Consider the following 21,162-nt stretch of genomic DNA (forward strand, 5'->3'; position numbering starts at 1 on the left):
GTGTCCGAAAAGGATCTTCCGCCGGCCGTTCCGTCTGGCCGGACGGGCCGGTCGGTGGTCGAATCACTGCTCGCTCGTATCGGCCACTCATCCACCCGGGAGAGGCATGTCCCTTCTGACCCACCGCCGCAAGGCCGCCGCCGCGGCCGTCGCCCTCGGCACGTTCGCGATCACCTGCGCCGGGGTGACGCCCAGCAGCGCGGCCGGCCAGGTCCTGTGGACCCCGAGCACCGGCACGGGCCCGTCCTCGTTCAAGGCGGTCCAGTGCGCGGCCGGCAACTTCGGCGTCGTCCAGGACCCCGTGAAGGGCAGCGTGTGGCGGGCCTTCCAGGCGGCCGGGGAGGAGCGCTGCGAGACGCTCAGCCCGGACCTGAAGGAGGGCGACACGTTCTACCTGGGCTGGTCGTCCAAGGTGGACGTCAAGGACACCAACAGCCGGTACGTCTTCCAGCTGAAGTGCTCCCCGAGCACCGACACGGCCAACCACCCGATCGAGATCGACATCGTCAACGGGCGCGTTCGCCTCCAGGAGTGGGACACCGCCCACGTGGCGCACTCCCTGTGGACCGCGCAGACGGCCAACAACACATGGCACTCCTACGCGCTGAAGATCCGCCTGGGCCGGACGGACGGCACGATCGACTTCTGGTTCGACGGCGTGAAGCAGACGTTCACCACCGGCTCGGGCACCTTCAAGGGAACCACCTGGGACGGCGACCGGAACTACCTGAAGTGGGGCTCGTACCACCCGTCCACGGGGGACGCGACGAACACCTTCACCAGCCCGGTCATGGCCACGACCCTGGAGGCGGCCACCGCCGGCTCGTAAGGGACCGGGGACGAAACCGCAGGCCCGGACCGCGAACGGTCCGGGCCTGCGGTTTCAGATGTCGCCGAACTCGCCGCTGCGGACAGCGGCGACGAACGACTCCCAGGCCTCAGCCGGGAAGATCAGGGCCGGGCCGTGGGGGTCCTTGGAATCACGAACGGGCATCAGACCCAGGAAGCCGGAGGCCACCTCAACGCACTGCCCACCGTTGCCGCTGTAACTGCTCTTGCTCCAGGAAGCACCCGTCAGGTCAACGTTCTCGCTCATACTGAAGAGTCCCTTCGCGCCTTACTGATCATTTTGAGCGATGCCGCCTGCGACAGCGCTTCCACCTGGAGCAAATCGTATTCCCTTGCCCAGGCGGACACGATTGCCCGGTCGTTCTCCAGGTATCCACGCTGATGCGTCTCGGTGTACCCGAGCGAGGTGCCGTCGCCGAGGTCGAGAAGCGACATGGACCGCATGAACGGACGAAGCGCCCCCAGATCAAAGGGAGCGACCTGGACCACATAGTTGGGCCGCTGGGCCAACTTCTCCACATGCGCCAGCTGTTGGGACATGACAGCCCCGCCACCGCCAACCACGGTCCGAAGACAGCTCTCGTCGAGGATCACATGGATCAGCGGAGCTGGATCCCGGTTGATTCGTTCCTGTCGGTTCAAGAGGAGTCGGACGCGTTCGGCTCCCTGCTCAGCCGTGACACTTCCTCGCGCGACAGAACCCGCCTCCAAGGCCTCAGCGTAACCGCGAGTCTGCACCAGGCCAGGGATGATGCCCAGCTCAAAGAGTCGAATGCCCCTGGCCTCCCGCTCCTTGGCTGCGTACTCCGGGTAGCCCGGCAGGAAGGAAGACCCTCGGAGGCTCCAATACGTCAGTTCTAGTGTTCCACCGGTACCAAGGACCTTGTCAGCGACACGGACCCACTCAAGTGTGGGATTGCGCGCCCCTCTTTCGAGGTTCGAAATCTGACTATCACTCAGGCTAGTAAGCTCGCCGAGCTGGGTCTGCGTCAAGCCCGAAGCCTTACGCAACCTGCGCAGTTGAGCCCCAAAAGCCTTGAGAGGCGAAGCCGACGGATCCAGCTGAGTCTCACGCATCGTCAGACCTCCACTGCCGCGCGAATTCCACGCGGGGAAAATGTCAAGTGGGAAAGCCTTCCGATCGTAGCGGGCGAGGCGCCACCATGGCTACACCTGGTGATCCGCCGGAAGCACAGTGCAACCTACGGAGACCCGCCCATCTCGCACCGCACTCCATTCACACGCAATCCCCTTGAGGTCCTTCGCCATGCTCACTGCCCGGCGTCCCCGTACGTTCGTCGCACGTCTCGACTCGCGCGCCGAATCCACGCCCCTGGCCCGCTATTTGCTCCGGGCGTACCTCTCCGGGCTGCCCGCCGGCGACCGCTACGCCGACACCGCCGAACTCCTCCTCGGCGAACTCTTCGCCAACGCTGTCCAGCACTGCGACGCTCCCGCCGACCGCCACATCGAGGTCCGTTTCACCCTCGTCAACTCCCGTCTGCGCCTCGAAGTCCACGACGCCGGCACCGCCCGCCCCGCCCTCCGTACCGCCGCCCCCGACGACGAGCACGGACGCGGCCTGTTCCTCGTCAACGAGCTCGCCGAACGCTGGGGCTGCGCCTCCCGCCCCTGCGGCATCGGCAAGTTCGTCTGGGCCCTCATCGCTCCCGCCACCACCGCATGAAAGCCCGGCTCCCCATGAACCTCGCCACCCTCGCCCGCCACACCCTCTCCCGTGGCGCCACCCCCGCCGCCACCTACGCGCTCATCGCGCGCCTCGGGCACCAGCCTCTCCTCTGTGCCCGCGCGGTCTGCCTGGCTCTCGACATCCCCCGCGCCGAAACCACCCGCCGCCTGGGCGACTGCTACGACGCCCTCCTCGCCGACCCCCGCCCCGACTCCGAGACCGACACCGGCGAACTCCTCGAAGCCCTCGGCGTCTTCGACATCCCCAAAACCCTCAACCCCACCGAACTCGCCGTCGTCGACCTCTTCCAGACCGCCATCGACGCCATCGGCGGCATCCGCCCCGGCCACCAGCACGGCCTGAGCCGCTGGTTCACCACCGGCAACCTCACCGCCGCCTACCTCTCCCTCGCCGCCGCCCAACCCCTCCCCCGCACCGGCGACCCCGCCCGCTACTGGACCGCTCTCGTCGCCGCCGGCGAACTCCTCACCACCACACCCAACCCCGACACCCGCCTCAAGTACGCCCTCACCCACTGCCGCACCCAAGCAGCCAGCCACCCCTGAACCCCCGCACAGAAAGTCGACCCCGCCGACTTCCTGCGCAACGCGGTACGCCTCCCCCATCGCAGGCCTACGAGCAGCGCCCGGATGGCCACCAGTAGCCAACCGAGACCGCCAACCCCCGCAGGAGCTCCGCGCCCTCCACAGGGCGCCCCGCTCCAAGCTGCGCGAGGTCATGGCGGACGACCGGTTCCGCCGCGTCGAGGACGCCTGGGGCGCCTGGGAGCGCGGAGACGTGTCGGCCCTCACGTGCCGTGAGGGCCGACACCCTTGCCCGGAAGGTCAGTTGTCGTTGTTGACCTTGGTGTAGGCCGCGCTGTAGCCCGTGGGGCAGTAGAGGGTGTCGCTGCCGTTGCCCATGTGCCAGGAGCCCATGACTGTCGCCTGGCTGCCCTTGACGTTGTCGTTGTTGCAGACCAGCACCAGCTGCCAGTGGTTCTTCGTCGCGGTGGTCTGGCAGCTCACCGACCCCCAGTTCGTCCCCTGGGTGGTGCTGCAGTACGACGTCGCCGACGCTCCCGGCGCCGCCATCACACCGGCAGCCACCAACAGTGCCGCACCGGTCCCCAGAGCCGCAATCCGACGCATGGTCTTCTCCTTTGTCCCGTCTCGAAGAACGTGTGCGGTCAGCATGCCGAAGTTGTGATCGGTTGTATCCACCGGCGACACAAATGGCCGAGACGGGTCCGTTCGGGCAGTGCGATGATCTCTCGCTGAGTACGGGTCAGAAAGTGTGGCTGGTCGATCCGGCGCCGGCGGCCCGCGTCCTGGCGGAAATCGCCGCGCTCCTGCCCGCCGGATCCCGACCGCGGCAGCCGGGCGGACGCGCAGGCGCCCGGCCGGGGAGGAACTCCCGGCCGGGCGCCCGTCGGTCAGGGGCCGGCGGTCAGGGGCGCGGCTGTCACGGGCCCGTGATCGTCCAGTACACGGCGGCGTTGTTGCCGCTGCCCCCGCTCTGCGCGAACCTGTACATCGGGTCGGAGCCCGCGGAGTCGTAGCCGTTGCTGCCGACGTACGGGTTGTTCCAGTGGAGCTGGACGCGCTTGCCGTTGAGCCCGGGGTTCCCGCAGTTCTGCGCGTCGTAGATGACGTGGCCCTCGGTCCCCGTCATGAAGCCGTTGCTCTCGGACTGCCAGCGTCCGGTGTTCCCGTCGCGGATGATGGCGTCCGGAGCCGACGTCCAGATGCCGTGGTCCAGCCAGGTGTTCTGCAGGCGCAGTTCGCAGCCCGTCCAGTTGACGACCGAGACCTGCGTGCTGCGTGCCGCGCTCAGCAGCTGCGTCTGCTCCTGCGTGGGCTGCTGCTCAGAGGTGGCCGCGCCGGCCGGGGCGGCCGTCGCGAACAGCGCGGCGGCGACGCCGGCTGCGGCCAGGGCCGATCGGACCAGGGACTTCCGCTGTGCCATCGGGTGTTCCTCTCTCTCGGACCGCATCGGTGCGATCGCCTGCCCGAAGCCTCGGCAGCGCCCGTTGACAGGCCGTCGACAAACGGTCGACAGCGTGTTGACAGGCGATGGACAAGCCGCCGGTCCGGCGGGTGCGCTGCCCTGACCAGGGGTGATGTGGCCGGTAAAATGCCCCCGGGGGATCGTTTGCGGGTGGAGGGGGACGGCCGGTGGGTGGTTTACGGTTCGCGGTGCTGGGGCCGCTGCGGGGATGGCGGGACGGCGGCGAGCTCGCGCTCGGGTCGCCGCAGCAGCGGAGCCTGCTGCTCGCACTGCTGCTGAGGGCCAACCACCCCGTGTCGACCGGTCAGCTCGTCGACGACCTGTGGGGCGAGGAGCCGCCCGCCAAGCCCGCCGCCGTGATCCGGACGTACGTCCACCGCCTGCGCCGCATCCTCGGGCCCGCCGCGCCGACCACGCTCAGCGGGGGCTACCTGCTCGCTCTGGACCCCGGGGGGCTGGACATCCACCGCTGCGAGGAGCTCGTCGGCGAGGCGAAGGAGCTCCGCGCCGGCGGCGAGCACGCCCGCGCCGCCGCCACGCTCCGCTCGGTGCTGGCCCTGTGGCAGGGCGAGCCGATGGCCGGACTGCCCGGCCCCTACGCCGAGCGGCAGCGCGGCGAGTGGGCCGAACGCCGGGTGACCGTCCTGGAGTCGTGCCTGGAGGCCGAGGTCGAGGCCGGACCGTCCGGCGAGGCCGTCGCCGAACTGACCGCGGTCGTGGCCGAACACCCGCTCAGGGAACGGTTCTCCGAACTGCTGATGCTCGCCCTCTACGGGACCGGCCGGCAGGCCGAGGCCCTGGGCGTGTACCGCACGGCGGACCGGCGGCTGCGGGAGCAGCTCGGCGTCTCCGCCGGGCCCGGTCTGCGCGAGTTGCAGCGCCGGATCCTGGTGGCCGACGCCGCCCTCGTGGCGCCCGCGCGGCCCCGGCCCGCCACCGCGGCCCGTCCGCCCCAGAAGGACCGTCCGCCGTACCGGGCAGCGGTACGGCCGACCCAGGTCCCGGCCGACCTCGCCGACTTCACCGGCCGCGAGGCGCAGACCGAGGAACTGCGGACCGTCCTGCTCACCCCCCGCACCATGCCCGTGGCGACCGTGTCGGGCCTGGGCGGCGTGGGCAAGACCGCCCTGGCCGTCCATGTCGCGCACAAGCTGGCCGCCGACTTCCCCGACGGCCAGCTCTACCTCGACCTGCACGGGGCCGACGGCCGCCCGACCCGGCCCGAGGAGGCGGTGGGGGCCTTCCTCCGCTCCCTCGGCGTGCCGGCGGACGGGCTGGCCCCCGGACTCGCCGAACGCTCCGCCCAGTTCCGCTCGTTGCTCTCCGGCCGACGCGTGCTGGTGGTCCTCGACAACGCCCGGGACGCCGAACAGATCAGGCCGCTGCTGCCCGGCCGGCCCGGCTGCGCCGTGCTCGTCACCAGCCGGGCCAGGCTCGGGTCGCTGCCCAACGCGCATGTCGTCGAACTGACCGCCTTCGCCCCGCAGGAGGCCCTCGGCCTGCTCGGCCAGGTGATCGGCGGGCAGCGGCTGCGGGCCGAGGCGGACACGGCCGCGCAACTCGTGCGGCTCTGCGGCCATCTCCCGCTGGCCGTGCGCATCCTGGCCGCCCGCCTCGCCTGCCGGCCCGGCTGGAGCATGGACCTGCTGCTCGACAAGCTGTCCGGCAACAGCCGCCGGCTGGACGTGCTGCGCGCCGGGGACCTCGCCGTCGAGTCGGCGTTCCGCTTCGGCTACGACCAGCTGACGCCCGAACAGGCCCGGGCCTTCCGCCTGTTGGCGGTTCCGGAGGTGCCCGATCTGTCGCCGGGCGCGGTGGCGGCGGTGCTCGGCCTGCCCGAGCAGGAGGCCGAGGAACTGGCCGAGTCACTGGTCGACTGCTCGATGCTGGAGACGGCGCCACCGGACCGCTACCGGCACCACGACCTGCTGCGCGCCTTCGCCCAGCAGCTCACCCCGGCCACGGCGGGAGGCCCGGAGGCGCAGGCGGGCCCGGAGGCGCAGGCGGACCGCCCCGCTGCCGTCCTCACCCGCCTGGCGGCCCGTCACCATGCCGAGACCGTCGCGGCCCTCGGCCCGTCCGCCGCCCGCGCCGCCCTGCCCGGTGCCGACGCCGGTTCCCCCACGGTGGCACCCCACGGTCGCGTCGACTACCACGGCATCGGCGCGCTGGTCGGCCAGTACGCCGGGCTCCCCGAGCCGCCCCGGCTCGATCTGGTGGCCGAACTGCTCCTCGGCTGCAGCCTGTTGTGCGAGACCGGCCAGGCCACCCGGCCGCTCGGGCACGCGGCCAAGGTCCTGCTCCAGGCCGCCGTCCGGAAGGGCGACCGGACGGCCGAGGTCAGGGCCCGGCTGGTGCTCGGACGGCTGCTGACCGAGGTCGGCTCCGAACCCGCGGCCCTCGCCGAGCTGCTCAAGGCCCGCGAGCTGTGCACCGCCCACGACCTGCCGGGGCCGCTGCTCGCCCTGGCCCACGCCTCGCTGGCCGCCCTGTTCGTCCAGGTCGGCTGGCCGGGCGACGCGGTCGGCGGCTTCACGGCGGCGATCTCGGTCTGGGAGCGGCTCGGCGACCAGCGCTCGGTGGCGGCCGAACTGCTCAGCCTGGCGGGCGCGTTCACCGAGCTCGGCCGGTTCGACGCGGCGGTCCGCGTCGTCGACCAGTCCCTGCTGATCTGCCACCGGCTCGCCGACCACGAGCTCCAGGCGCTCGCCCTGGATTCGATGGGGACGATCGCCCACGACCGCGGCGAGTTCGAGCAGGCCCTGCGCCACCACCGCAACGCCCTCACCCTGCTGCGGCCGGACGACCGGCGCCGCACGGGCCGTACGCTGCTGCGGCTCTCCGAGTCGCTGCGCGCCGTCGGCCGCAGCGAGGAGGCGGTGGCGGCGGCCGACCGGGCGGTCGAGGTGCTGACGCTCGACGGCGACCGCCGGGGGCGGGGGCTGGCCCTGGCGGCGCTCGGTGACGCGCTCGCCGACCGCGACGGCGACGGGGACGCGGCCCGGGCATGCCGGTCGGAGGCCTACGACATCCTGGCCTCCGTCGGATCCCCCGAGGCCAACCGGCTGCACGCCCTGATCGGCCCCGGCCGGCCCGCCGTGCGGCCCCGCCGGCAGTGGCCGTCCTGGCTGCCGGTGTGACGCGCGGGGAGGGGCCCGTTCAGCGGCCGGTCCGGCGGCTCAGGACAGCGTCCACACCTGGTTCTCCGCGTTCGAGCAGGCCGCCACTCGGGCTCCCCAGCCGATTCCCTCGGACGTCAGGCACCCGTTGGTGGAGGCGTTGACGAGCTGGTAGCCGCCCGAGCGCCGCCCGTCCGCGGCGCCGTGCCCGTATTCGCGACGGTTCGCCACAGCCCGGCGCACCGGCCGCCCTTCGGGCCGCTGACGGCGTCGGCGAGGCCGCCGTTGACCGGGGCCGGAGTGTTGCCGGAGGGTTCGGGGTTTGCCCCTCCCCCAGGGGCAGGGGGCACAGTGGCGGTCGTGCAGGAGAACGTGATCACCATCGGCGAACTCGCCGCCCGGACCAGGCTCAGCCTCAAGGCGCTGCGGCTCTACGGCGAGCGGGGGCTGCTGCCGCCCGCCCTGGTCGACCCGCGCACCGGGGTGCGCCGCTACGGCCCGGCGCAGGTCGAACGGGCCCGGCGCATCGCGCTGCTGCGCGCCGCCGGGCTGCCGCTGGCGCGGATCGCGGCGGTGCTGGACGCGGACGGCGGCGAGGGCGCGGGCGAGCGGGAGCTGCTGGCGTACTGGCGAGAGCGGGAGGCCGAGCACGCGGCCCGCCGGGAGGCGGTGGGCTATGCCCGAGAGGTCCTGATCGGAAGGAGCACCACCATGTTCGAGATCGCCGAGCGCGACGTGCCCGAGCAGCACGTCCTGTTCGTCCGGCGGCACGTGGACGCCGCCGCACTGCCCGGCTTCCTCCCCGAGGCCAGCACGCTGCTGCTCGGCCGGCTGCGGGAGGTGGGCGCATGCCTGTCCGCACCGCTGTTCGCGGTCTACCACGGTCTGGTGGGCGAGGACTGCGACGCCCTGGTCGAGGTCTGCGCCCCCACTCCGAACGCCGTCGGACCGCACGGGCCGTTCGGGGTGCGCATCGAGCCCGCGCACCGCGAGGCGTACACCGCCCTGACCCGGCAGCGCACCGCCGCGATGGCCGCCGCCCACGACGCGGTGGGCGCCTGGGTCACCGCCCGCGGGTACGGGCGGGGCGGGCCGAACCGGGAGGTGTACTACCCGAACTGGGCGACGGCCGGGCCGGAGGAGCACGTCGCGGACGTCGCCGTGCCGCTGGCCGCGGGCCCGCGGTAACTGCCCGTCGCCGTAGGGATTTCTGGACTTGTGGGTCCATTGTCGGCTGCCTACGGTGCTGCTCGTTCCCTCCCGAATTCGTTCCCGGGTTCACTCCCGGACGAGCCCGCACAGGAAGGTGTCGGCCCATGCACGCGATCCGGATCGAGGAGCACGGCGGCCCCGGGGTCATGCGCTGGACCGAGCTGCCGGACCCGGTCCCCGGCCCCGGCGAGGCGCTGGTGCGCCTGGGCGCGGCCGGCGTGAACTACATGGACGTCGGCGCCCGGGCCGAGGGCGGCCCGGGCTGGGCGGCGCCGCCGGCCTGAACGCCGAGCGGGAGGCCGCGGCGCTGCTGGCCGGGGTCCAGGGCGGGGTGCTGATCCTCATGACCACCGGCTCCACCGACCACCTGGAGGCGGCGCTGGAATCGGGCCTCGCGCGGCTGGGGCTGACACCGAGCTCACGGGGAACCGGCTGAGGGCCCGCCGCGGCCCGCCGCAGGTGACGCAGCGGGGTCGGGCCCGTACGGACGGGCACGGCCCCGGTGTGGAATGGGCCACATTCCAGGGGCTGTCGAGGGCTCCGGGTGAGAAGGGTCACGCACGGCACGCGGTCACGGCGGCCGACGGCGAGGGCCCCCGGCAGGACTGGGCGAGCGCCGATCCGGCACGGGCGAAGGGCCTGTCCGCTTCGGGACCTTGGTCGTGAATCCCCTCAACCTTCGACCCGGTGGCGGCCCCACGAGGCTGGGGCAACCGTGGACGGTCGCCCGTTGTGACCGGGCGGCGGCGCCGTCCGACGTGGGCGGTGTCTTTCCCTGCCGTCTACCCGGCGCACGGTGCGCAGTGCGCGCCGTACGCTCCGGAGGACCCCAAGCACATGTCCCAGACCATCGACAACGCCCCGTATACCGCGTTCCACCGCAGGCTGGCCCTCGCCTGTTCGGGTGGACCGCTGCTCGACGGCTACATCCTGAGCATCGTCGGCGTCGCCCTGATCGGGATGCGCCCGGACCTCGGGCTGTCCACCGCGGAAGTCAGCCTGATCGGCGCCGCCGCGCTGGTCGGAATGTTCGTCGGCGGCGCGCTCTTCGGCGTGCTGACCGACAAGATCGGCCGGGAGGTGATGTACACCGCCGACCTGCTCGTGATGGTCGCCTGCTCGGTGCTCTCCTTCTGGGTCGACGCGGTGTGGGCGATCACCGTGCTGCGCTTCGTGCTCGGCATGGCCGTGGCCGCCGACTACCCCATCGCCACCTCGCTGCTCGCCGAGTGGCTGCCCACCAAGCACCGCGGCCGGCTGCTCGGCAAGCAGATCATCGCCTGGTACGCAGGCTCCGTGCTCGCCTACGTGGTGGGCTACCTGTTCCTGGAGCTGGCCGGGCCGGGCAGCTGGCGCTGGATGCTGGCGAGTTCCACGGTGCTGTGCGTGGTGTTCCTGGTGATCCGCCGCGGTTCCCCGGAGTCCCCGCGCTGGCTGGCCGCCAACGGGCGGGTCGGCGACGCGGTGCGCGTGGTCGAGAAGCACCTCGGGGTCCGGGTGGACGGGCGCGAGCTGATGCCCGACCCGGCCGAGCGCGGCCGCCCCGGCGGACTGCGCCTGCTGATGACCCAGCCCTACCGGCGCCGCACCCTGTTCTGCGGCCTGTTCTTCCTCTTCCAGGTCGGCCCGCTGTTCGCGATGCTCACCTTCGGCCCGCAGATCCTCTCCTCCTTCGGCATGCCCGGCGGCAACATGATGGAGACCCTGGGCACCGGGCTGATCAGCCTCGTCTTCCTGCTCGGCTGCTACCCGGCGCTGCGCCTGATCGACACCCGCGGCCGGCGCCCCGTCATCATCTGGTCCTTCGCCCTGATGACCGTCCCGCTCGCCCTGCTCGGCGTGTGGCCCACCGCCCCCGCCGCCGTCGCCCTGCTCGCGCTGTGCGCGTACGCCTTCCTGTGCGGCGGGCCCAACGTGCTCGACTGGACCTACCCGAACGAGCTGTTCCCCACCGAGATCCGGGCCACCGCCGTGGGCGTGGCCACCTCGGTCAGCCGGATCGGCGCGGCCGTGGGCACCTACCTGCTGCCGCTGTCGCTGACCGGGCTCGGCACCGGCCCCACCATGCTGATCGCCGCCGGGGCCACGGGGCTGGGCCTGCTGGTGAGCGTGCTGTGGGCCGAGGAGACCCGCGGCACCGCGCTCGGCGCCTCCCCCGCCGCCGGCGCCGCCGCCCCGCGCCCCGCCCGCGGCACCGCCGTCCCGACCCAGCGCGTCCCGCAGACGGCGCGCTGACGGCCGGCTGAGGCCGCTCCTCCGCGCCGCCGACGGCGCCGTCCGGTTCCTCCGGGCGGCGCCGTCCGGCGTCACGGGGCTCCCGCTCCCGCTGCCCGCAGGCGTTCCAGCGTGCCGTGGTAGGCCGGCCACAGGGGGTACGGGCCGCACCAGGGGTGGGGCGGGAGGGGGTCGTCACGCTCGACGCCGGCGGGCAACCGGCCGGCGACGGGGGCGAACAGGCGTCCGCGGTGATGGGCGAGGTGCGTCCAGAAGCCGACGGCGAGCGGTGCGGCGGCCGGGGCCAACGGGTTTTCCGCCCGCCCCCGGGCCCCACCCCGTCAGGCCAGGTCGCCGCGTTCGCGCAGCAGGGGCAGGAGGTGGTCGCGGACGGCGGGGGCGAGGCGGAGGGTGTCGTCGCGGCCGTCGGTCCAGCGCAGGTCGGCGAGTTCGGCGGCGGGGACGGGCTCACGGTCCAGGGCGGCGGTGAAGACGGTCATCAGCATGGGCACGCCTTCGAGGGCGGCGGTGGCGCGGATGTCGGTGAGGTGGCGGGGGTCGACCGGGGCCGCGCCGAGTTCCTCGCGCAGTTCGCGGGCCAGTGCCTGGAGGGTGTCCTCGCCCGGGTCAGGCTTGCCGCCGGGGAGGTAGAAGACGTCGGGGGCGGCCTGCTTGCTGACGACCAGGAGCCGGCCGTCCTGGATGATCGCGGCGGCGGCGACGGCGAGGGGGGTGGTCGGGGTGGCCGGTGTGCTGGTGGCTGCGGAGTCGATCACGGAAGGGATTGTCGCAGGTGGGAGGGCGCGTCGGCGGAACACCCTTGCAAGTCCCTGCACGCGCAACTATTGTTCATGAATGTAAATGCATCTGCAAAAGTTGCATGCTCGCCCCTTTGTCCTGGCGCCAGCCGCCCCCACCGGGAGTCCGACATGAGCACCTCTCTCTTCGCCCCGCTCACCCTGCGAGCCCTGACCGTCTCCAACCGGATCTGGATGCCGGCGATGTGCCAGTACAGCGCCGCCCCGGACGGGGACGCGGCCGGCGTCCCGACCGACTGGCACTTCACCCACCTCGCGGCCCGCGCCGCCGGCGGCACCGGGCTGATCATCACGGAGGCCACCGCGGTCAGCCCCGAGGGGCGCATCAGCCCGTACGACCTCGGCATCTGGAACGACGAGCAGGCCGCGGCCTTCCGCCGGATCACCTCCTTCCTGAAGAGCCAGGGCACCGTCCCGGCCATCCAGCTCGCCCACGCCGGGCGCAAGGCCTCCACCGAGCGCACCTGGGTCGACCGCGGACGCCCCGTCGCCCCGGGTGAGGAGCACGGCTGGACCCCGGTCGGCCCCAGCGCCGAGGCCTTCTCCCCCGCCCACACCACGCCGGACGAGCTGACCGAGGAGCAGATCGGCGACATCGTGCGGCAGTTCGCCGACGCCGCCCGGCGCGCGCTCGACGCCGGCTTCCAGGTCGCCGAGGTCCACGGCGCCCACGGCTACCTGGTCCACGAGTTCCTCTCCCCCGCGGCCAACCACCGCACCGACGGCTACGGCGGCTCCTTCGAGGGCCGCATCCGCTTCGCCCTGGAGGTCGTCGACGCCGTCCGCTCGGTGTGGCCCGAGGACCTGCCGGTCTTCTTCCGCGTCTCCGCGACCGACTGGCTCACCGAGAACGCGCAGGACGGCCGTGAGGGGTGGACCTCGCAGGACACCGTCCGCCTCGCCAAGGAGCTCCGGGCGCACGGCGTCGACCTGCTCGACGTCTCCACCGGCGGCATCGTCCCCGACGCCCGCATCGAGGCCGCGCCCGGCTTCCAGGTGCCCTTCGCCGAGGCCGTGCGCCGCGAGACCGACCTGCCGGTGGCGGCCGTCGGCCTGATCACCGACCCCGCCCAGGCCCAGGCCATCCTCACCGACGGCCACGCCGACGCCGTCCTGATCGGCCGCGAACTGCTGCGCAACCCCTACTGGGCCCGCCACGCCGCCGCCGAACTCGGTGGCGAGGTCACCACCCCCGCCCCGTACCACCGCGCCTGACGCCTGCGGGCAGCCGGGGCGGGAAGCCGGCCGGGCCGGTGGAACCGGTCGCGGCCGTGGCTGCGGGCGGCCGGCAGCCGGCCCCCGTCCGGGTGGACCCGGGCCACCTTGTCGGTCGCCTCGGTCATCCGGCGGTGGGCGCGCCCGCGACGCGGCGCTCGCCGCCGTTGCGCTCCTGCCAGAGGCGGTACACCTCGACGGCGTCCTCGCGCTCCTCGTGGCGCATCGGCAGCCGGCGCTCCTGCCAGGGCTTGGCGAACTCGCCGTAGAAGGTGTCCAGTTCGAAGTACTTGCGGTCGTCCACGTAGTGGGGCTCGTAGGCGTCGCGGGTGGTGAGGAAGACGACCTCGTCCGGGGAGCAGTAGTACAGCGAGCCCAGGCACATCGGGCAGGGGTGGGCGAGCACGTAGATGGTGGTGCCGGTCAGGTGCTCGGTGCCCAGCTTGGTGCAGGCCTCGCGGATGGCGAGGATCTCCGCGTGGGCGGTGGGGTCGCTGGTCTGGGCGACCCTGTTGGGGCTCTCGGCGAGGATCTCGCCGTCCTTGACGATGACGGTCGCGAACGGGCGGCCGCCCTCGGCGACGTTCCGGCGGGCGAGGTCGATGGTGCGCTGGGCGAAGTCCATGGGGGCCTCCGGGGTGGGAGAGGGGGGAAGGGGCGGGCCGGGCGTTCCCGGCCGGCCCGCCCCTGGTGGTGCCCGGTGGGTGACGCGGGTGGCGGTGCCGGGTCAGAAGGGCTTGGTCGGCAGGTACTTGCCGTCGAGGGTGATGACGGCGCGCTCGCCGCCCTCGGGGTCGGCGACCTTCTTCACGTCGAGCCTGAAGTTGATCGCGGAGATGATGCCGTCGCCGAACTCCTCGTGGACCAGGGCCTTGAGGGTCGTGCCGTAGACCTGGAGCATCTCGTAGAAGCGGTACATGGTCGGGTCGGTCGGGATGCGGTTGGGCATCGAGCCGCGGACCGGGATGGTCTGCAGCAGCATCGCCGCGTCCTCGTCCAGGCCCAGCAGCTCGGCGACGGCCTCGGCGGACTCCTGCGGCAGCGGGTGCTGGCCGAGGACGGCGGCGGTGGTGAAGGCCACCGACAGGCCGGAGGCCTCGGCGATCTGCTTCCAGGAGAGGTTCTTGCGGATCTTGGCCTCGACGGCGGCGTCGGCCAGCGCCTCGCGGGCGCTCTGGTTGAACTGGGCGTGCACCATGACGGTTGCGTCCTTTCGGGGTGGAGAGGGGGCACGTCACCCGGGACGGGGGTGGCGTGCGGGAGGTACGGAGGCGGGGGTCAGGCGGCGAGCGCGGGGGTGGCGGCGGTCAGGTCCTCGACGCGGCCGGTGGGGATGTCGTAGACCCAGCCGTGCAGGGCGGCCCTCCCCTCCGCGAGGGCCCTGGCGACCGAGGGGTGGGTGGCCAGGTTCGCCAGCTGCGCGAGCACGTTCTGCCGCACCAGGGCAGGAACGTCACCGGCGGCGGTGCGGGCCTGGGAGGCGTCCGCGTGCCGCAGCCAGGCGGCGACCGCCGGGGCGCCGCTGAGGTCGTGGCCCTGGGCGAGGGCGGTCATCGCGCCGCACGCGGAGTGACCGCAGACGACGATGTCCTTGACGCCCAGCGCGGCGACGGCGTACTCGATGCTCGCCGCGACCCCGTCGGCCTCGGGGGTGTAGGCGGGGACCAGGTTGCCGGCGGTGCGGATGACGAAGAGGTCGCCCGGCTCGGTGCCGGTGATCAGCTCGGGCACGACGCGGGCGTCGGAGCAGCTGATGAACAGCGTGTGCGGGGTGTGGTGCGTGGCCAGATGGGCGAAGAGCTCCGCCTTGGCCGGGAAGACGTCCCTCTGGAAGCGGGCGACGCCCTCGGTGAGGTCCTGCACGGGTCACTCCTCTCGGTGGTGATCGGCCCCGTGGGCTGGTGAGATCCACCATGCATGACCTGCTCCTATAGTGTCCAAGAGGCACCAGGCATAGAAGCCATTGGTCGTATCTATAGTTGTTTCCATGGCCGCTCCCGAACTGCGTCACCTGCGCTACCTGCTCGCCGTGGCCGAACACGGCAACTTCACCCGCGCCGCCGAGGAGCTGCACATCTCGCAGCCCACGCTCTCCCAGCAGATCAAGCAGCTGGAGAGGACCCTGGGCGTACAGCTGCTGGACCGCACCGGCCGCACGGTACGGCTCACCGACGCCGGCGCCGTCTACACCGACCACGCCCGCCGCGCGCTGCGCGACCTGGCCGCCGCCGAACGCGCCGTCCACGACGTCCACGACCTCTCCCGCGGCCACCTGCGCCTGGGCGTCACCCCCACCTTCACCGCCTACCTGGTCGGCCCGCTCACCGCCGAGCTCCACACCCGCCACCCCGGCGTCGGCCTCACCCTGACGGAGGCGACCCAGGACCGCATCGAGGCGGCCCTGCTCGCCGACGACCTCGACCTCGGCATCGCCTTCAGCGGCACCCACCTGCCCGGCATCGCCGCCACCGCGCTGTTCACCGAGGCCCTCAGCCTCGTCACCGGCACCCCTCGCACCGGGGCGGCGCCCGGCCCGCTACCGGTCCACGCCCTCAAGGACGAACAACTCGCCCTGCTCAGCGAAGACTTCGCCACCCGCGGCCACATCGACGAATACCTCGCCCGACACCGGGCCGCCCCGCGCATCACGGTCGAGGCCAACTCCGTCCAGGCCCTCACCGAGATCGTCCGGCGCACCAACCTGGCCACCGTCCTGCCCGACGCCGTCACCCACGACCACCCCCACCTCACCCCCGTCCCCCTCGACCCGCCCCTGCCCACCCGCACCGTCACCCTCCTGCACCGCGAGGGCGCCTACCGCAGCGCCGCCGCCCGCGCCTTCACCCGCCTCACCCACGACCTCGTCCACGCACGCGGCTACGCGCCCGCTCCCTAGGTGTTCTGTCGCGTCAGGTGCCATGACCACAGGAAATCTTTCGGCACGAGCAGGGCGAGGTGATGCCACTTCAGGGGGTTCCGGCCGAAAATTTTCCTGTGAAGGCGGGGCGGCGTGACGGCTTGAGGTGGAGTGCACTCCAAGTCCTACGGTTTCTGCCGTGGTCGCCGCCGCCGGTGGCCGGCGAGCGCGGCCTCCTGCCGGTGATGACCGCAGAAGGCCGACGAGGTATCAGTCCTCCGGCCGCCGCCGCAGCCACCGGTAGATCAGGGCGGCCGCGGCGGCGCCGACGGCCAGGACGGCGACGTCGAGCGCTTCGAGCGCGGCCGCGGCCTGCCCGTGGTGCTGGTACACGCCGGACAGCAGGGCTCTGGCGGCCAGGGCCGCCACCGCCCCGCCGCTCGCGGCGATGAGGGCCTCGATCTGGCCGGTGTGCCGGGGCATCCGCTCAGAACCCGGTGAGGGTCGTCTTGCCGATCGCCCTGCCGGACTCCTGGAGGCGGTGGGCCGCCCGGAGGTTGGCGGCGTTGACGGGGCCGAGGTCGCGGGTGGCGGTGGTGGCGAGGACGCCCGCGTCCACCAGGCGCGCGACCCGGTCGAGGATGCGGTGCTGCACCGCCTGGTCGGCGGTGGCGTGCAGGGAGCGGGTGAACATGAACTCCCAGTGGAAGGAGATGCTCTTGCCCTTGAGGACGCCGATGTCCAGGGAGTCGAAGTCGTCGATGGCGACGATGCCGCCGAAGGGGTTCAGGGCCTCGGCGTAGGCGGTGAGGTTGCGGTCGGTGGCGACGGTGCTGAAGACGTGGTCGAGGCCGCCGGGGGCGACCTGCGCCAGCTGCGGGCCCAGTGGCCGGGTGTGGTCGATCACGTGGTCGGCGCCCATGCGTCGGGCGAAGTCGGCCGACTCCGGGCGGGAGGCGGTGCCGATCACGGTCAGGCCGGTGAGGGCGCGGGCGAGTTGGGTGACGAGGGAGCCGACGCCGCCCGCGGCGGCGGTCACCAGCAGGGTGCCGCCCTGCTCCGGGCCGCCGGTGCCCAGGCCGAGGCGCTCGAAGAGGCCTTCCCAGGCGGTGAGCGCGGTCAGTGGGAGCGCGGCGGCTCCGGCGAAGGAGGGGGTGGCCGGCTTGCGGCCGGCCAGGCGCTCGTCCACCGCGTGGTAGCGGGAGTTGGCGCCGGGCCGCTCCAGGGCGCCGGCGTAGTACACCTCGTCGCCGACCTCGAACAGCTCCACCTGCGGGCCGACCGCGACCACGGTGCCGGCCGCGTCCGCTCCGGGGTCGGCAACGGTCGGCGGCTTCGGCGGTGCTGCCGAGTCCGTCCCGCTGGCGCACCTGCGCACCTGGGTGGAGCGCAACATCGACCGCTTCCCCGAGCCCGTCTGAACCGCCTACCCCTCGGGTGAGCCCGGCAGGTCGAGAGTCACCCGCAGGCCGCCGACCGGGTCGGGCGCGAGGTGGAGTTCGCCGTGGTGGGCTTCGGTGACGGCGGCGACGATCGCCAGGCCCAGGCCGTGGCCGCGGCGGGCCGGGTCGGTTTCGGCGGTGCGCCCGCGCCCGCGCAGGAACGGTTCGGTGAAGGTGGCCACGGCCTGCGCCGTCAGCTGCGGGCCGGTGTTGGCGACGGTCAGGCGCACCCGCCCGGGCCGCTGCGGGTCGGCCCCGGTGGCGACGGTGACCCGCCCGCCGGAGGCCAGGTTGTGCCGCAGCGCGTTGTGCAGCAGGTTGACGGCCGCCTGGCGCAGCAGGACGGGGTTGCCGGTGGTCGGGGCGGGGCGCAGGTCGGCGGTGAGGGTGATGCCGAGGGCCTCGGCCTCGTCGCGGACGGCGGCCTGCGCCTCCCCCGTGGCGGCGGCGAGGTCGGTGGGGGCGAGGTCGGGCGGGGCGTGGCCGAGGTCGGCGAGCTGGAGCAGGGCCTCGCTGATCTCGATGCCGCGCTGGTTGGTGTCCTGGAGGCGGGTGACGAGCTTTCCCCAGTCCTGGCCGGCCGGGTCGGCGGCGGCGACCTGGAGCATGGTGCGGGTGATCGCCAGCGGGGTGCGCAGCTCGTGGGAGGCGTTGGCGGCGAAGCGCTGCTGGGCCTCGAAGGAGCGCTGGAGGCGCGCCAGCATCTCGTCGAAGGCGTCGGAGAGGTCGGTGAACTCGTCGCGCGGCCCGGTGAGGGCGATGCGGTGCTCCAGCGCCCCGCTCGCGGCGGTGTGGGCGGCGCGGGTGATGTCCTGCAGCGGGCGCAGCACCCGGCCGGCGATCAGCCAGCCGCCGGCCAGGCCGACGGCGGTCAGCAGGGCCAGGGCGTAGCCGCTGGCGGTGAGCAGGGAGTGCAGGATCTCCTGGCGGGAGGGGGCGTCGGAGCGGTAGCGCGGGTTGGAGGAGGTGAGGGGGTAGTTGGGGACGTAACGCATGCCGACGTAGACCACGGCGAGGGAGAGGGTGCCGGCGGTGACGGCGAAGAGGGTGTAGCTGAGGGTCAGGCGCATCCGGGCGGTCAGGCGGCGCGGGCGGTTTCCCGTACGGCGCTTGCCGGGCGGGCGCTCGGCACGCGGGGGCTTGTTCACCGCGGGGTGCCTTCCCCGCCGGGGCCGGTGAGGCGGTAGCCCACCCCCGGCACGGTCTGGATCACCCACGGGTCGCCGAGGCGTTTGCGCAGGCCGGAGATGGTGATGCGGACCGCGTTGGTGAAGGGGTCGGCGTTCTCGTCCCAGGCGCGTTCCAGCAGGTCCTCGGCGCTGATGACGCCGCCGCGCGCCGCCATCAGGACCTCCAGGACGGCGAACTGCTTGCGGGACAGGCCCACGTAGCGGCCGTCCCGGTAGACCTCGCGGCGGAAGGGGTCCAGGCGCAGCCCGGCGTACTCCAGGACGGGCGGGGCGGCCTGGGCCGGGCGGCGGGCCAGCGAGCGCAGCCGTACGACGAGTTCGGCGAGGTCGAAGGGCTTGGTGAGGTAGTCGTCGGCGCCGAGTTCGAAGCCGGCGACCTTCTCGTTCAGCCGGGCGGCGGCGGTGAGCATCAGCACCCGGCAGCCGAGGCTGCGCTGGACGATGCTGCGGCAGACGTCGTCGCCGTGGGTGCCGGGGATGTCGCGGTCGAGGACGACGACGTCGTAGCTGTGGACGGCCAGGCGCTCCAGTGCCGCGTCACCGTCGGTGACGATGTCGCAGGCGATCGCCTCCAGCCGCAGGCCCGCCTGGACCGCCTCCGCGAGGTAGATCTCGTCCTCCACCACCAGGACCCGCACGTGCCGTTCTCCCGTCGTCGCCGTTCGCACTCTATTGGACCGGATGGGGCCTATCGAAAACGTATCGGCCTGCGCAGACGCCCTCGCAACACCGCGCCTTCTCCAATGGTCCGCAACGGACGAGCACACCGGGAGGCAGGAATGGACCCGACGCAGACGCGGACGGAAGCGGACACGGCAACGACGACGGTGCGGGGCAAGCGGTGGCTGGCCGCGGGCGGCGCCTCGGCGGCGGCGGTGCTGGCCCTGGCCGGGGCGTACGCCGCCGACCCGCCGGGCACCGAGGCCGCGTTGCGTTCCCTGGCCGCCACCGTCACCGCCCAGCCCCCCGTGGCCGGGGGTGAGGCGGACGGGGAGGTACCCGACGGCCGGACGCTGAGCCCCTCCGACACAGCGGCCCCGGCCGTGAGCAACCTGGACAAGCCGCTGCGCGAGGCCCTGCAACGGGCGGCCGAGGACGCCCGGGCCCAGGGCATCGAGATGACCGTCACCTCCGGCTGGCGCAGCAAGGCCTACCAGCAGCGGCTGCTGGACCGGGCGGTGAGCAAGTACGGGAGCGTGGAGCAGGCCCGCAGGTTCGTCAACACGCCGGAGAAGTCCGCGCACGTCACCGGCAAGGCGGTGGACGTCGGCCCGACCAACGCCGACTACTGGCTGATCCAGCACGGCGCGAAGTACGGGCTGTGCCAGGTGTACAACAACGAGATCTGGCACTTCGAACTGCTCACCCCGCCGGGCGGGACCTGCCCGGCTCCGCTGCCGGACGCCGCAGGGTGAGGGGGCGCGCCGTGACCTCTTCCGCGCTTCCCGAAACGCCCGCGGAGGCCGGCCCGCCGGACCGGCGGCGACGGGCCGTACCGAGGTGGCGGACCATACCGAAGTGGCTGACCGCACCGGGGTGCCGGGCCGCACCCACGTGGCGGGCCGTGCCCCGGTGGCGGCGCGGGCGCGTGCCCGCCGCGCTCGGCCTGCTCACCGCGCTCGCCCTCGGCGGCCACCGGCTGGTGCCGGACCTGGGTGTGGGCCTGGGCAGCCTGTGGGAGAGCGCCCTGCCGTGGAGCGGCCTGGTGGCGGTGGCGGCGCTGCTGTGCGCGGCGCTGCGCCGGGCACCGGTGGCGGCCTGCGCGGGCGGGGTGCTGGCCGTGGTGTGGGCGGTGGTGTTCGGGCCGCTGCTGCTGTCCGGCGGGGCACCGGCGGGTGGGGCCGGCGGGCCGGGTCTGACGGTGGTCACCCACAACGTGTACGCCGCCAACCCGGACCCGGCCGGCACCGCCCGCGCGCTGCTCGCCGCCGGCCCGGACCTGGTCGCGCTGGAGGAGGTCACCGACGCGGCCCTGCCCGCCTACCGGAGCGTGCTGGACCAGGCGCTGCCCCACCACGCCCGCACCGGCACCGTCGCCCTGTGGAGCCGCTACCCGGTGACGGAGTCCCGGCGGCTGGTCATCGACCCCGGCTGGAACCGCTCCCTGCGGGCCGAGGTCCGCGCCCCGGGCGGGCCGGTGGCGGTGTACGTCGCCCACCTCGCTTCGGTGCGGACCACTGTCACCGGCTTCGCCACCGCCCACCGCGACCGCGACATCACCGCCCTCGCCGGGGCCCTGGACGCCGAACCGCTGCGCCGGGTCGTGCTGCTGGGTGACCTCAACACCGCCGCCGACGACCGCGCCCTCGCCCCGCTGACCAGCCGTCTCACCCCGGCCCGCGGCGGCTTCGGCTTCAGCTGGCCCGCCGCGCTGCCCCTGGTGCGCATCGACCACGTCCTCACCCGCGGCCTTGCCGCCACCGACACCTGGACCCTGCCCGCCACCCCCAGCGACCACCGCCCGGTGGCGGCGAGGCTGTCGGCGTGACGGGTCGTCATGTCCCGCAACCTAACAGCCCGCACTGACAACGAAAGAAAGTGCAGGC

The 21,162-nt window shown here is 73.3% G+C and carries 24 protein-coding genes and 1 pseudogene; 12 read left to right on the forward strand and 13 right to left on the reverse strand.

Annotation, left to right across the window (positions count from 1 at the left end; all coding sequences use genetic code 11):
* The first annotated feature begins 106 nt into the window (after positions 1 to 106).
* A complete protein-coding gene (locus ACIRRH_RS32980) occupies positions 107 to 829 on the forward strand; it encodes a hypothetical protein (RefSeq protein WP_403074654.1) in 723 nt (240 codons plus the stop codon).
* Positions 830 to 883: 54 nt separating this feature from the next.
* Here ACIRRH_RS32980 and ACIRRH_RS32985 read toward each other — a convergent pair whose 3' ends face one another.
* Positions 884 to 1,096 (reverse strand): DUF397 domain-containing protein, encoded by a 213-nt coding sequence (locus tag ACIRRH_RS32985; RefSeq protein WP_403074656.1) that lies wholly within the window; start codon positions 1,094 to 1,096, stop codon positions 884 to 886.
* A complete protein-coding gene (locus ACIRRH_RS32990; RefSeq protein WP_403074658.1) occupies positions 1,093 to 1,926 on the reverse strand; it encodes a helix-turn-helix domain-containing protein in 834 nt (277 codons plus the stop codon). Before ACIRRH_RS32990 ends, ACIRRH_RS32985 begins: the two co-directional genes overlap by 4 nt.
* Before the next feature lie 190 nt (positions 1,927 to 2,116).
* Here ACIRRH_RS32990 and ACIRRH_RS32995 point away from each other — a divergent pair, with 190 nt between their 5' ends.
* Entirely contained in the window at positions 2,117 to 2,536 is a 420-nt protein-coding gene (locus ACIRRH_RS32995) for an ATP-binding protein (RefSeq protein ID WP_403074660.1), read from the forward strand.
* Positions 2,537 to 2,550: 14 nt separating this feature from the next.
* Positions 2,551 to 3,105, forward strand: coding sequence for a hypothetical protein (locus ACIRRH_RS33000; protein WP_403074662.1), 555 nt, complete (start codon positions 2,551 to 2,553; stop codon positions 3,103 to 3,105).
* 279 nt (positions 3,106 to 3,384) lie between these two features.
* On the opposite strand, the gene ACIRRH_RS33005 is transcribed toward ACIRRH_RS33000, so the two are convergent.
* Together ACIRRH_RS33005 and ACIRRH_RS33010 are read right to left on the reverse strand one after the other, a co-directional pair.
* Positions 3,385 to 3,690, reverse strand: coding sequence for a hypothetical protein (locus ACIRRH_RS33005; protein WP_403074664.1), 306 nt, complete (start codon positions 3,688 to 3,690; stop codon positions 3,385 to 3,387).
* 313 nt (positions 3,691 to 4,003) lie between these two features.
* The gene (locus ACIRRH_RS33010) at positions 4,004 to 4,507 is read right to left on the reverse strand and encodes an aegerolysin family protein (protein WP_403074666.1); all 504 of its coding nucleotides are present in this window, start codon (positions 4,505 to 4,507) and stop codon (positions 4,004 to 4,006) included.
* Between the two features lie 209 nt (positions 4,508 to 4,716).
* Here ACIRRH_RS33010 and ACIRRH_RS33015 point away from each other — a divergent pair, with 209 nt between their 5' ends.
* The gene (locus tag ACIRRH_RS33015) at positions 4,717 to 7,689 is read left to right on the forward strand and encodes a BTAD domain-containing putative transcriptional regulator (protein ID WP_403074668.1); all 2,973 of its coding nucleotides are present in this window, start codon (positions 4,717 to 4,719) and stop codon (positions 7,687 to 7,689) included.
* A gap of 39 nt (positions 7,690 to 7,728) precedes the next feature.
* Here the strand turns inward: ACIRRH_RS33015 and ACIRRH_RS33020 are convergent, their stop codons facing one another.
* Positions 7,729 to 7,899 carry a hypothetical protein gene (locus ACIRRH_RS33020; RefSeq protein ID WP_403074670.1) on the reverse strand — a complete coding sequence of 57 codons (171 nt, stop codon included), beginning with the start codon at positions 7,897 to 7,899 and terminating at the stop codon, positions 7,729 to 7,731.
* 129 nt (positions 7,900 to 8,028) lie between these two features.
* Between ACIRRH_RS33020 and ACIRRH_RS33025 the strand changes: the two genes are divergently transcribed.
* From ACIRRH_RS33025 to ACIRRH_RS33040, 4 genes and pseudogenes are all read left to right on the forward strand, one after another.
* Positions 8,029 to 8,856 carry a MerR family transcriptional regulator gene (locus tag ACIRRH_RS33025; RefSeq protein WP_403074672.1) on the forward strand — a complete coding sequence of 276 codons (828 nt, stop codon included), beginning with the start codon at positions 8,029 to 8,031 and terminating at the stop codon, positions 8,854 to 8,856.
* Between the two features lie 128 nt (positions 8,857 to 8,984).
* A complete protein-coding gene (locus ACIRRH_RS33030) occupies positions 8,985 to 9,164 on the forward strand; it encodes a hypothetical protein (RefSeq protein WP_403074830.1) in 180 nt (59 codons plus the stop codon).
* Positions 9,155 to 9,316, forward strand: a pseudogene (locus tag ACIRRH_RS33035) (TetR/AcrR family transcriptional regulator); the annotation flags it as partial. The gene ACIRRH_RS33030 and the pseudogene ACIRRH_RS33035, both read left to right, overlap by 10 nt.
* A 401-nt stretch (positions 9,317 to 9,717) precedes the next feature.
* The gene (locus ACIRRH_RS33040; RefSeq protein ID WP_403074673.1) at positions 9,718 to 11,115 is read left to right on the forward strand and encodes an MFS transporter; all 1,398 of its coding nucleotides are present in this window, start codon (positions 9,718 to 9,720) and stop codon (positions 11,113 to 11,115) included.
* Between the two features lie 320 nt (positions 11,116 to 11,435).
* Here the strand turns inward: ACIRRH_RS33040 and ACIRRH_RS33045 are convergent, their stop codons facing one another.
* Positions 11,436 to 11,870 carry an NUDIX domain-containing protein gene (locus ACIRRH_RS33045; protein WP_403074675.1) on the reverse strand — a complete coding sequence of 145 codons (435 nt, stop codon included), beginning with the start codon at positions 11,868 to 11,870 and terminating at the stop codon, positions 11,436 to 11,438.
* A 153-nt stretch (positions 11,871 to 12,023) separates the two neighbouring features.
* Between ACIRRH_RS33045 and ACIRRH_RS33050 the strand changes: the two genes are divergently transcribed.
* On the forward strand, positions 12,024 to 13,127 hold the full coding sequence (locus ACIRRH_RS33050; protein WP_403074677.1) for an NADH:flavin oxidoreductase/NADH oxidase: 1,104 nt from the start codon (positions 12,024 to 12,026) through the stop codon (positions 13,125 to 13,127).
* A 124-nt stretch (positions 13,128 to 13,251) separates the two neighbouring features.
* Here the strand turns inward: ACIRRH_RS33050 and ACIRRH_RS33055 are convergent, their stop codons facing one another.
* From ACIRRH_RS33055 to ACIRRH_RS33065, 3 genes are all read right to left on the reverse strand, one after another.
* Complete coding sequence (locus ACIRRH_RS33055) at positions 13,252 to 13,752, reverse strand: nucleoside deaminase (RefSeq protein WP_403074679.1); 501 nt, start codon at positions 13,750 to 13,752, stop codon at positions 13,252 to 13,254.
* Positions 13,753 to 13,854: 102 nt separating this feature from the next.
* On the reverse strand, positions 13,855 to 14,325 hold the full coding sequence (gene cynS / locus ACIRRH_RS33060; protein ID WP_224283254.1) for a cyanase: 471 nt from the start codon (positions 14,323 to 14,325) through the stop codon (positions 13,855 to 13,857).
* 80 nt (positions 14,326 to 14,405) lie between these two features.
* Positions 14,406 to 14,990 (reverse strand): carbonic anhydrase, encoded by a 585-nt coding sequence (locus ACIRRH_RS33065; protein ID WP_403074681.1) that lies wholly within the window; start codon positions 14,988 to 14,990, stop codon positions 14,406 to 14,408.
* A 124-nt stretch (positions 14,991 to 15,114) separates the two neighbouring features.
* Here ACIRRH_RS33065 and cynR point away from each other — a divergent pair, with 124 nt between their 5' ends.
* Positions 15,115 to 16,023 (forward strand): transcriptional regulator CynR, encoded by a 909-nt coding sequence (gene cynR / locus ACIRRH_RS33070; RefSeq protein WP_403074683.1) that lies wholly within the window; start codon positions 15,115 to 15,117, stop codon positions 16,021 to 16,023.
* A gap of 231 nt (positions 16,024 to 16,254) precedes the next feature.
* Here the strand turns inward: cynR and ACIRRH_RS33075 are convergent, their stop codons facing one another.
* From ACIRRH_RS33075 to ACIRRH_RS33090, 4 genes are read right to left on the reverse strand one after another with little or no spacing between them, the layout of a single operon-like run.
* Positions 16,255 to 16,467, reverse strand: a complete 213-nt coding sequence (locus ACIRRH_RS33075; protein ID WP_403074686.1) for a hypothetical protein — start codon at positions 16,465 to 16,467, stop codon at positions 16,255 to 16,257.
* A gap of 4 nt (positions 16,468 to 16,471) precedes the next feature.
* Positions 16,472 to 17,380 carry a zinc-binding alcohol dehydrogenase family protein gene (locus tag ACIRRH_RS33080; protein WP_403074689.1) on the reverse strand — a complete coding sequence of 303 codons (909 nt, stop codon included), beginning with the start codon at positions 17,378 to 17,380 and terminating at the stop codon, positions 16,472 to 16,474.
* A gap of 30 nt (positions 17,381 to 17,410) precedes the next feature.
* Positions 17,411 to 18,574 (reverse strand): sensor histidine kinase, encoded by a 1,164-nt coding sequence (locus tag ACIRRH_RS33085; protein WP_403074691.1) that lies wholly within the window; start codon positions 18,572 to 18,574, stop codon positions 17,411 to 17,413.
* Positions 18,571 to 19,254, reverse strand: coding sequence for a response regulator transcription factor (locus tag ACIRRH_RS33090; RefSeq protein ID WP_403074694.1), 684 nt, complete (start codon positions 19,252 to 19,254; stop codon positions 18,571 to 18,573). Before ACIRRH_RS33090 ends, ACIRRH_RS33085 begins: the two co-directional genes overlap by 4 nt.
* 141 nt (positions 19,255 to 19,395) lie before the next feature.
* Here ACIRRH_RS33090 and ACIRRH_RS33095 point away from each other — a divergent pair, with 141 nt between their 5' ends.
* Both ACIRRH_RS33095 and ACIRRH_RS33100 read left to right on the forward strand, forming a co-directional pair.
* Positions 19,396 to 20,031 carry a M15 family metallopeptidase gene (locus ACIRRH_RS33095; protein ID WP_403074697.1) on the forward strand — a complete coding sequence of 212 codons (636 nt, stop codon included), beginning with the start codon at positions 19,396 to 19,398 and terminating at the stop codon, positions 20,029 to 20,031.
* Between the two features lie 173 nt (positions 20,032 to 20,204).
* Positions 20,205 to 21,104: an endonuclease/exonuclease/phosphatase family protein gene (locus tag ACIRRH_RS33100; protein ID WP_403074699.1), complete on the forward strand. Its 900-nt coding sequence runs from the start codon at positions 20,205 to 20,207 to the stop codon at positions 21,102 to 21,104.
* Positions 21,105 to 21,162 lie beyond the last annotated feature (58 nt).

Source organism: Kitasatospora sp. NPDC101235 (assembly GCF_044767505.1).
Lineage (GTDB): Bacteria > Actinomycetota > Actinomycetes > Streptomycetales > Streptomycetaceae > Kitasatospora.